We start from the raw sequence: 9,890 nt of genomic DNA, 5'->3' as shown, positions 1-9,890 counted from the left end.
AAAGTGCGCCACCACCCCGCTATCAGGCAACTTGCCCGCCGACAGGCTTTTCAGACGCCCTCTAACCGAACCCATTGGGCGCCAGCTCGATAGGCACGCTCCCCCCGCCCAATCGAGGAGCCGGCCCCCTAGGTTCTGCCACCGCGCGTTCAAGCGACGGGCAGCTTGTTGATGAACATAGAAGGCTCTCGCAGCTAATGTTCCGTCCACGCGAGGCGCCGAAGGAGCACATCAACCGGTTCCCGCTGGGGAAGATCAAGCTCCCCTGGATGCGAGTTCCTGAGGTTCCAGAGAGGTTCCAGCGCACGAAAATGCCCCCGATCCGCGCCGTTTGCGCAGGTCGGGGGCATGATCACAAACCCTACTTCTTCTTGCCCTGGTTCTTGACCGCCTCGATCGCCGCCGCGGCCGCGTCCGGGTCGAGGTAGGTGCCGCCGGGGTTGAGCGGCTTGAAGGAGGCGTCGAGTTCGTAGGACAGGGGGATGCCCGTCGGGATGTTCAGGCCCGCGATGTCGGCGTCGGAGATGCCGTCGAGGTGCTTGACGAGGGCGCGGAGGGAGTTGCCGTGGGCGGCGACGAGGACCGTGCGGCCGGCCAGGAGGTCGGGGACGATGCCGTCGTACCAGTACGGGAGCATGCGGACGACGACGTCCTTCAGGCACTCCGTGCGGGGGCGCAGCTCCGGGGGGATCGACGCGTAGCGCGGGTCCGCGGACTGGGAGAACTCCGTGCCGTCCTCGAGGGGCGGGGGCGGGGTGTCGTAGGAGCGGCGCCACAGCATGAACTGCTCCTCGCCGAACTCCGCGAGGGTCTGCGCCTTGTCCTTGCCCTGGAGGGCGCCGTAGTGGCGCTCGTTCAGGCGCCAGCTGCGGTGGACCGGGATCCAGTGGCGGTCCGCGGACTCGAGCGCGAGCTGCGCCGTGCGGATCGCGCGCTTCTGGAGGGACGTGTGGACCACGTCGGGCAGCAGGCCGGCGTCCTTGAGCAGCTCACCGCCGCGGACCGCCTCCTTCTCGCCCTTCTCGTTCAGGTTCACGTCCACCCAGCCGGTGAACAGGTTCTTCGCGTTCCACTCGCTCTCGCCGTGGCGGAGGAGGATCAGCTTGTACGGTGCGTCGGCCATGCCTCAGAGCGTAATCCACGCATTCGGGCCACGGTCGGGTGCCTGCCTCCCGGCCCGACAGTTGACGGCTTCTGTTAATTGAGTGGTCCGCCGACCCTCCCCCTTCGTAAGTTGTGATCGCCGCCCTGGCCACTTACACATGCTCGACCGTGGGGGATCCGCCATGTCACTCGCCGCCCTGAGACGCGCCGCCCGGGAAACCGTCTCCGGTCTGCCCCGCGAGTTCTGGTGGCTGTGGACCAGCACGCTCGTCAACCGGCTCGGGGCGTTCGTCTCGACCTTCATGGCGCTGTATCTGACGCTCGACCGCGGTTACTCCGCCACCTACGCCGGTCTCGTCGCCTCGCTGCACGGGCTCGGCGGGGTCGTCTCGTCGATCGGCGCGGGCGTGATGACCGACCGGCTCGGACGGCGGCCCACCCTCCTCATCGCGCAGTCCTCGACCGCGGCGGCCGTGGCGCTGCTCGGCTTCATGCACGACCCGCTCGCCATCGCCGGTGTCGCCTTCCTCGTCGGGGCAGCGAGCAACGCGTCCCGCCCGGCGGTGCAGGCGATGATGGCCGACATCGTGCGGCCCGAGGACCGCGTCCGGGCGTTCTCCCTCAACTACTGGGCGATCAACCTCGGCTTCGCCGTCTCCTCCATGGCCGCCGGGTTCATCGCCGAGGTCAGCTACCGCGCCGGGTTCCTGCTGGAGGCGGGGATGACGGCGGCCTGCGCGGTCGTCGTGTTCCTGCGACTGCCCGAGTCCCGACCCACTGTCGCGGCCGACGACGGCGGCAAGAAGGCCGTGGACGCGGTCGGGCTCGGGACCGTACTGCGCGACGGGCGGTTCATGAGCGTCGTAGGACTGTCCTTCCTCGTCGCGCTCGTCTTCCAGCAGGGTTCGGTCGGACTGCCGGTCGCGATGGGCGAGGCCGGCTTCACGCCCGCCGACTACGGCACCGCGATCGCCGTCAACGGCTTCCTCATCGTCGCCCTCCAGATCCCGGTCACCCGGCTCATCGAACACCGGGACGCCAAGCGGCTGTTGGTGGTCTCCTCGCTCCTCGCGGGCTACGGCTTCGGGCTCACCGCGTTCGCCGGCTCGGTCGGTGTCTTCGCCCTCACGGTGTGCGTGTGGACCCTGGGCGAGATGATCAACGCCCCGACGCAGACGGGCCTCGTGGTCCGTCTCTCCCCGGTGCAGGGGCGCGGGCGCTACCAGGGCATGTACACGCTGTCGTGGGCCGTCGCCGCGCTCGTCGCCCCGCTGATGTCGGGCTTCGTCATCGACCGGTTCGGGGCGGAGTGGCTGTGGGGGCTGTGCGCGGTCGTGGGGACGGGGGCGGCGGTGGGGTACGGCCTGCTGATGCGGCGGCTGCCGGCCGCCGTACCGTCCGCCGTCGAAACCCCGGTGGCGGCGGAGCCGGAGGTCAGCGCGGCCTGACGGCCCTGCGACGACACGGCCACGCCGTCACCTTCCCGACGACGACGAGCCCCCTGCCCGCGCGCCTTCCGCGGGCAGGGGGCTCGTCGTCGTGATCGGCGATGGCCGCCGACGGGCACCGGTCAGTAGCCGACGTGCACGCCGACGCTGTGGGGGAGCGCGCCGAGGGTGCCGCCGACGGTGCCCAGGACAGTCGTCTTGACCGAGTCGACCTCGGCGAGGAGGTCCGCACTGCTGAGGGTCGTCGAGCCGACGCTGAGGCTGACCTGCGGGCTCACGCCGCCGGAGACGGTGTCGAGCTCGGTGTCGGAGATCTCGAGGGTCTGAACCTGGGGAGCGGAGTTCATGGGGAAACTGCCCTTCGCGTGGTGGTCCACCTGGGGATGCGGTCCCGCCGGGGGACAGGCTGCGGGCCGCGATGCGCAGGATCAAACCACGCGACGTGCGGGGCATCCAGTCCGAACCCGCTCCCCGCAGGGCAGTTGAACCCGGCGGCGACCGAACCGTGTGCGTGTGCACACGAGTTGGGTCCGGGTTCTCTACACGCGGCGGCGCACAGCGGGCTGACAGGCGGTACGGCGGCCGGTTCGAACCGGACAACTCGGCCCCAACGGGCCCCGCCCGCCCCGAGGTTGCGCACGCCCTGTGCAGATTCGGTCATGGCCGGCGTCACGGATGACGTCAGGGATGCATCCGCGCCCCTTTCACCACCTTGTCCACCCCGTTCCGCGGCCCGTACACCGCCAGCCCCACCACATCCAGCTCGGCCGTGGCGACGGCCCGGACCGCCGCCCGGTTGTCGCGGTCGTTGCCGGTGGCGAACAGGTCGGACGTGAAGACCGCGCGCGGCAGGGCGCGGGAGAGGACCCGGGCGTGGGCCGCCACCAGGACCTCCTTCGTGGCCTCGAAGACCATCACCGGCTGCCGGAACATCGGCAGATAGCCGACCCCGTCGGCGTCCTCGTACGGCTCCCCGATCACCTCGGGAATCTGGGTGCCCAGGCCGCTGACCAGGAAGGACGTGACGTTCAGCCGCTGCCAGGGCTCCAGGTCGTCGCGGAGCAGTACGGCGATCTTCGTGTCGAAGCGGATCGGTTCACCAGCGATGTCAGTGCTCATGCACCGAGACTGCCGACCGCTCCGCTCCCGCGTCTTGTACGTTCTTTGCATGGCCCCGCACCACGGCCCTGCCCGCCCCGAGCAGGAAGTCTCCGCGTGGCGGCCCCGCATCCCCGGTGTCGTCGAGGTCTTCCACGCCCACTTCACCGAGTACGCGTACCCGATGCACGTACACGACGCGTGGACGCTGCTGATCGTGGACGACGGCGCCGTACGGTACGACCTCGACCGGCACGAGCACGGCACCCCGCACGACACGGTGTCCCTGCTCCCGCCGCACGTCCCGCACAACGGCTCCCCCGCCACCCCGCACGGCTTCCGCAAACGCGTCCTCTATCTCGACGGGACTTATCTGGCGGACGACCTGATCGGTTCCGCCGTCGACCGTCCCGACCTCCGCGACCCCCAACTCCGGCTGCGGGTGGGTCAGTTGCACACCGCGCTCGATCACCCCGGTGACGAACTGGAGGCCGCGAGCCGTCTGACGCTCATCGCCGAACGCCTGCACGCGCATCTACGGCCGTCCGCCCTCGCCCCCACCTCGGACCCCGCCCTCGCCCGCACCCTCCGCGAACTCCTCGACGCACGCGTCACCGAGGGCATCGCACTCGACGAGGCCGCGCGGCTCGTGCACGCCCATCCCGCCCATCTGGTACGGGCGTTCAGCGGCGCCTACGGCATCGCACCGCACCAGTACCTGATGTCCCGCCGCGTCGACCGCGCCCGCCGGCTCCTCCTCGACGGGCGCCCGCCGGGCGAGGTCGCGGCGGCCACCGGCTTCTACGACCAGTCCCATCTCACCCGCCATTTCCGGAAGTTGGTGGGCGTCACGCCGGGGCGTTATTCACGCGACAGGGATCAGCACCGCGGTTAGGTTCCGGGCATGGACTGGCACGAGTGGCACGACGCCTACGACTCCCCCGACTCCTACCTCAGCGAGCGCCTCACCCGCGTCCAGGAACGCGTCCGGTACGCCCTCGACACCGCCCCGGCGGGCCCGCTCACCGCGATCAGCCTCTGCGCCGGACAGGGCCGCGACCTGATCGGCGTACTGGCGGACCATCCCCGCCGGGCCGAAGTCCGCGCCCGGCTGGTCGAGTTGGACGAACGCAACGTCGCCCACGCGACTGAGGCCGCCCGGGCCGCGGGCCTCCCCGGGGTCGAAGTCGTCGCCGGGGACGCCTCGTCGACCGACCAGTACGCCGACCTCGCGCCCGCCGACCTCGTCCTCCTCTGCGGTGTCCTCGGCAACATCACCGACCCGGACGTCGAACGCCTCCTGGACCACTGCACCGCGCTGTGCCGGACCGGGGGCACGGTGATCTGGACCCGTAACCGCAAGGCCCCGGACCTCGTCCCGCAGATCTGCGCCTGGCTGGAGGAGCGCGGCTTCGAGCGGGTGTGGGTCTCCGATCCCGCGCTCACCGCGTCCGTCGGCGCCCACCGCTTCACCGGCGAGAACCGCCGACTCCCGCCCGGACAGCGCATGTTCGACTTCATCGGCTACGACACCCTGTGGCGCACCTGAGTCACAGCTTCCGCTGCGCCTCGTACAGGTTCCGCGGCCGTACGGCGTCCGTCGTGCCGTAGAGCTCCAGGCGGGAGTGCAGGTCGCCGGTGAAGTCCGGGACGTCGGTCTGGTCGAACTCGGTGACCGTGTTCAGGCCCACCGTGGCGCTGTACGGGGCGAGTTGGTCGATCTTCATCAGGCCCGCGCGGCCGTTGGTGACGCGGATGTTCCAGTGGGTGAAGCGGGCGCCGAAGAGCGGGCCGGCGTTCGCGTCACCGCCGTGGCGGCCGTTGTTGTTGACCGTGATGTCGGTGCGCACGTCGGCGAAGGGCAGGCCGCGGTGGCTGTCGAAGGTGCCCATGCGCATGTCGCCGCGCGACCAGACGTTGTAGGAGGACAGGCCCTCGACATTGATGCCGTGGAGCTGGGTGTTGGGCGGGGCCGGGACGGTGCGGTCCTCGATCGTGAAGTCCTCGATGAGGTTGTCGTGCGAGCCCTCGCGGCAGAAGTAGGGGTGGTGCGAGCCGCGGCCCGCCACGGTCGTACCGCGCAGGGTGCAGGCCGAGGCCGCCACCAGGCCGAAGCCGTTGTCCACATGACGGACCGTCACATCGTCCACCCGGCAGTCGTAGGCGCATTGGAGGACGACCCCGTTGTAGCCCTTGTCGAGGAGGTGCGGCTGCTGCGGGGTCTCGACCGCCTCCAGGGTGAGGCCTTCGACGCCCGAGCCCGTCAACTCCTGCACGTGGGTGGTGAATTGGGGGTTCCACTCGGGGCGGAGGTCGAGGGGCAGCGGGCGTTCGAGCGTCACCCTGCGGCCGTGGACGTGGGCGATCCGGACGGGCCATTCGTAGGGGACGTAGGACAGAAGCTTCGTCTTGTCGTCCCAGTAGTACGCCTCGGGGCCGGGGCCGCCGCCCGCCATGTGCTGGAGGAGGGTGTGGGCGGTGTCGTCGGAGAGGCGGAGCAACACCAGTTCACCCGGGTTCAGTTGCGAGGCGTCCGCGACCCGCACCGTCCACTCGCCCTGCCGGGCCGGTTCGACGGCCGTCAACTGCCGCCATTCGTCACGCCTGTTGCCGGTCCAGCCCTCGAAGGGCCAGGCCTTCGCCCTGATCGCGGCGACCAGTGAGTCCCAACGCGCCGTCGGAGCAAGCCAGATGAGGCCGCCCGCCCAGGACCAGGACGACTTGTCGCCGCCGTAGCGGGAGCCGTAGACGCCGATCAGCTCGGTGAGGTTCTTTGTCGCGTAGAGCTTCGTACGGTCGCTGCCCGCGCCCTTGACCACGACGTTCGAGTAGCCCACGCGGATCACGTCGTCGATGCGGAAGGTGCCGGGCGGGATGTGGACCGTGCCACCGCCGGCCCGGCCGGCAGCGGCGATGGCACGGTTGATCGCGGGGGCGGAGTCGGTGACGCCGTCCGCGACAGCGCCGTAGCGGAGGACGTCGAACGCCCGGGCGGGGCGGGGGTGGCGCCGGGCGCCCGCCCTGCCGATGTAGGGGATCTGCGGGTGGGTGAAGGGGGTGCGGGTGAACTCCCGCCAGAGGGAGGGGACTTCACCCCGGGGGCTCGTGGGTCCCGGTTTCGGGAGGGGGACCGCCAGGGCCAGCGTGCTTCCGAGCAGGGTTCGTCTGGTGAGGCGGGTGTGACGGGTGTGGCTCATGTACGTACGTCCTCCCACGCGGCTCTTCATGGATGTGAACGACGTTCAGAAATGTGCTGGCGGCGAGCATGCCACGAAGCCCCGTTGGCGGGGAAGAGGTCGGACTGAGGTCAGTCGGTCGGCCGCTGAGTCAGATGTGTGAACGCATCCAGGTTCCGCGTGGACTCGCCGCGCGACACCCGCCACGCGTACTCCTTGCGGATCGCGGAGGAGAAGCCCAGCTCCAGCAGGGTGTTGAAGCTGCCGTCGGCGGCCTCCAGGACCTGGCCGAGGAGGCGGTCGATCTCGGCCTCGGTGACGGCGGAGAGGGGGAGGCGGCCGGTGACGTACACGTCACCGAGCTGGTCGACGGCGTAACTCACGCCGTACAGCTTGAGGTTGCGCTCCAGGAGCCAGCGGTGGACGCCGGTCTCGTTCTCGTCCGGGTGGCGGATGACGAAGGCGTTGAGCGAGAGGGAGTGGCGGCCGACGAGGAGGGAGACGGTCGTCGACAGCTTGCGGGTGCCCGGGAGTTGGACCACGAAGGTGCCCGACTCCGGGCTCTCCCAGTCGAGTTCGGCGCCCTTGAGGAAACCCTCGACGACCTGCGCCGCCCGGTCCTGGTCCGCTTTCTCACCCATGGTGCGAGCGTACGTGACGGCGGTGGGCCTGGGCCGCGGCCGCGTAGACGTCGGCCGTGGCGGCGGCGGCCGTGTCCCAGCCGAAGCACTCCGCGTGCCGGGCGGCGGCCTCGCCCATGCGGGGAGCGAGGTGGGGGTCGTCGGCGAGGGTGCGCAGGACGCGCGCGTAGGCCGCGGGATCGTGCCCCTGGACGAGGAAGCCGGTCTCGCCGTCGCGCACGGCCACCGGGAGGCCGCCGACCGCGGCCGCGAGCACCGGCGTACCGGCCGCCTGCGCCTCTATGGCGACCAGCCCGAAGGACTCGCTGTACGAGGGCATGACCAGCACGGACGCGGCCCGGAACCAGTCCGCGAGCTGCTCCTGCCCGACCGGCGGCCGGAACTGTACGACATCCGCGATGCCCAGCCGCGCGGCCAGCTTCTGCAAGCCCTCCGGCTTGGCGAGACCGCTGCCGCTGGGGCCGCCGACGACGGGGACGACGATGTTCGAGCGCAGCTCGGGCCGCTCGTCCAGCAGGACCGCGACCGCGCGCAGCAGCACGTCCGGGGCCTTCAGGGGCTGGATGCGCCCGGCGAAGAGCGGGATGAGGGCGTCCTGCGGGAGGCCGAGGCGGGCGCGGGCCGCCGCTCGGCCGTCCGCCGGCCGGAAGCGTTCGAGGTTCACGCCCGGGTGGACCACGGCGACCTTGGCGGGGTCGGCGGCGTAGTGCCGTACGAGTTCGTCGGCCTCCTCCGCCGTGTTGGCGATGAGGCGGTCGGCGGCGGCGACGATCTGGGTCTCGCCGATGACGCGGGCGGCGGGTTCGGGGGTGTCGCCGTCGGCCAGGTTGGCGTTCTTGACCTTGGCCATGGTGTGCATCGCGTGCACGAGGGGGACGCCCCAGCGCTGCGCGGCGAGCCAGCCGACGTGACCGGAGAGCCAGTAGTGCGAGTGCACGAGGTCGTAGTAGCCCGGGCGGTGGCCGGCCCACGCCTGCATCACTCCGTGCGTGAACGCGCAGAGCTGGGCGGGGAGTTCCTCCTTGGCGAGACCTTCGTACGGCCCTGCGTCGACGTGCCGGACGAGGACGCCCGGGGCCAGTTCGACGGTCGGGGGCAGGACGGCGGTGGTCGCGCGCGTGAAGATCTCCACCTCGATGTTGATCGCGGCGAGGCGCTGCGCGAGCTCCACGATGTAGACGTTCATGCCGCCCGCGTCGCCCGTGCCGGGCTGGTGCAGCGGCGAGGTGTGCACGGAGAGCATGGCGACCCGGCGGGGTTTCCGGTGCAGCCGCAGCCGGGCCGACGGCGCCTGGGAACGCCGCCCGAGCCTGCTGACGTACTGGCTCACGTGGCGTTCCTCCTCGCTGCGGGCATGCCTCAGGGAGGGCGTGCGGTTCCCTCCAAGGGGGTGCAACGCCGGGGGGCGGGATTCTCATTCCGGCGCATGGGGATTTTGCCTGGGTATTACCAGAGGTCGCTCAACCGTTCGAGCCGTTACTGCGTGGGCGGCTGGCGCGCCGAGCTGCGGTCGACCATGTCCATGACCATCGCTTGACCGGTCGCAGAGCTGTCGCCGACCACCCTTTCGCCACCTCTTGACCTGCGCCGATACAACCTTTGACAGCGGGGCCACAGGGCTTGTAGACGTGTCGGGCGCTCGGACTCTACGACGTGGTCCCGGGCCCTTCGACCTAAGGACAAGCGTGTCCCTCTCCCCCCGTGCCGCCAGGGCGGCCCGCGCCATAGGCACCTCGACCGCCGCGGCCGCGCTCTCCCTCGCCGCCGCCCACACCGCGCTCGCCTGCAGCATCGGCGACTTCACCGCGGTCCCGCTCTGCGACGCCCAGGACAACGGCGTCATCCGCGTCACGGACAAGGACGCGAGCGGGACTCCGGCCACGATCGGGCTGTACCTCCAACTGACCATGGCCGATTCGCATGAGGAGCGGCTGGTCGACACCGAGACCATCGCCCACCCGACCGCCGAGGGCGTCAGCGTCGACCTCAAGCCGCTGGACTGGTACGCCGGTGAGACCTTCCGGGTCCACGTCAAGGCGGGAGACAAGGTCGACGACGACATCACGCCGATGGTGGTCGTCCCGGACGTGACGTGCGGCGCGTCGGCGTCCGCCTCGGCGTCCGCTTCTGCGTCCGCACAGCCCTCGACCTCGCCGGAACCGTCCTCCAGCCCCTCCGCGTCGTCCCCCTCCTCCACGGAGAGCAGCAGCCCCGTGCCCGCGGTGAGCAGCGCTCCGTCGCCCGCGGGCGGTGGCACACACCTCGCCGAGACCGGCGCCGGCAACGGGACCGTCGCGTTCGCGGGCACCGCGGCCGCCCTGGTCGCGGCGGGCGGCGGCATCGTCGTGGCCCTGCGCCGCAGGGCGGGCCGCGGCTCGCGCTGATCTCGGCGAGCGGCCGGGCCGGAGGGTGCGGGTGCCGTC

Annotated in this window: 10 protein-coding genes; 4 read left to right on the top strand and 6 right to left on the bottom strand. The window is 71.0% G+C overall.

The window, feature by feature from the left end; all coding sequences use genetic code 11:
- Positions 1-361: 361 nt before the first annotated feature.
- The gene (locus SSP08S_RS42740; RefSeq protein ID WP_019073796.1) at positions 362-1,123 is read right to left on the bottom strand and encodes a phosphoglyceromutase; all 762 of its coding nucleotides are present in this window, start codon (positions 1,121-1,123) and stop codon (positions 362-364) included.
- Positions 1,124-1,286: 163 nt separating this feature from the next.
- On the opposite strand from SSP08S_RS42740, the gene SSP08S_RS42735 reads away from it, so the two are divergent.
- Positions 1,287-2,552 (top strand): MDR family MFS transporter, encoded by a 1,266-nt coding sequence (locus SSP08S_RS42735; RefSeq protein ID WP_019073795.1) that lies wholly within the window; start codon positions 1,287-1,289, stop codon positions 2,550-2,552.
- 122 nt (positions 2,553-2,674) lie between these two features.
- On the opposite strand, the gene SSP08S_RS42730 is transcribed toward SSP08S_RS42735, so the two are convergent.
- Both SSP08S_RS42730 and SSP08S_RS42725 read right to left on the bottom strand, forming a co-directional pair.
- Entirely contained in the window at positions 2,675-2,899 is a 225-nt protein-coding gene (locus SSP08S_RS42730; protein WP_043260192.1) for a hypothetical protein, read from the bottom strand.
- 334 nt (positions 2,900-3,233) lie between these two features.
- Positions 3,234-3,671 carry a DUF2000 domain-containing protein gene (locus tag SSP08S_RS42725; protein ID WP_019073793.1) on the bottom strand — a complete coding sequence of 146 codons (438 nt, stop codon included), beginning with the start codon at positions 3,669-3,671 and terminating at the stop codon, positions 3,234-3,236.
- A 49-nt stretch (positions 3,672-3,720) separates the two neighbouring features.
- Here SSP08S_RS42725 and SSP08S_RS42720 point away from each other — a divergent pair, with 49 nt between their 5' ends.
- Together SSP08S_RS42720 and SSP08S_RS42715 are read left to right on the top strand one after the other, a co-directional pair.
- Positions 3,721-4,545 carry a helix-turn-helix transcriptional regulator gene (locus SSP08S_RS42720; protein ID WP_019073792.1) on the top strand — a complete coding sequence of 275 codons (825 nt, stop codon included), beginning with the start codon at positions 3,721-3,723 and terminating at the stop codon, positions 4,543-4,545.
- A 9-nt stretch (positions 4,546-4,554) separates the two neighbouring features.
- Complete coding sequence (locus SSP08S_RS42715) at positions 4,555-5,199, top strand: methyltransferase domain-containing protein (RefSeq protein WP_019073791.1); 645 nt, start codon at positions 4,555-4,557, stop codon at positions 5,197-5,199.
- 1 nt (position 5,200) lies between these two features.
- Here the strand turns inward: SSP08S_RS42715 and SSP08S_RS42710 are convergent, their stop codons facing one another.
- The 3 genes from SSP08S_RS42710 to mshA form a co-directional block, all read right to left on the bottom strand.
- Positions 5,201-6,847 carry a glycosyl hydrolase family 28-related protein gene (locus SSP08S_RS42710; protein WP_019073790.1) on the bottom strand — a complete coding sequence of 549 codons (1,647 nt, stop codon included), beginning with the start codon at positions 6,845-6,847 and terminating at the stop codon, positions 5,201-5,203.
- A gap of 110 nt (positions 6,848-6,957) precedes the next feature.
- On the bottom strand, positions 6,958-7,467 hold the full coding sequence (locus tag SSP08S_RS42705) for a type III secretion system chaperone family protein (RefSeq protein ID WP_019073789.1): 510 nt from the start codon (positions 7,465-7,467) through the stop codon (positions 6,958-6,960).
- On the bottom strand, positions 7,460-8,797 hold the full coding sequence (mshA, locus tag SSP08S_RS42700) for a D-inositol-3-phosphate glycosyltransferase (RefSeq protein WP_019073788.1): 1,338 nt from the start codon (positions 8,795-8,797) through the stop codon (positions 7,460-7,462). Before mshA ends, SSP08S_RS42705 begins: the two co-directional genes overlap by 8 nt.
- A 355-nt stretch (positions 8,798-9,152) precedes the next feature.
- On the opposite strand from mshA, the gene SSP08S_RS42690 reads away from it, so the two are divergent.
- Positions 9,153-9,851: an LAETG motif-containing sortase-dependent surface protein gene (locus SSP08S_RS42690; RefSeq protein ID WP_019073787.1), complete on the top strand. Its 699-nt coding sequence runs from the start codon at positions 9,153-9,155 to the stop codon at positions 9,849-9,851.
- Positions 9,852-9,890 lie beyond the last annotated feature (39 nt).

This window comes from Streptomyces hokutonensis, assembly GCF_000376565.1.
GTDB lineage: Bacteria > Actinomycetota > Actinomycetes > Streptomycetales > Streptomycetaceae > Streptomyces > Streptomyces hokutonensis.
This window is presented reverse-complemented; position numbering and strand designations above follow the sequence as displayed.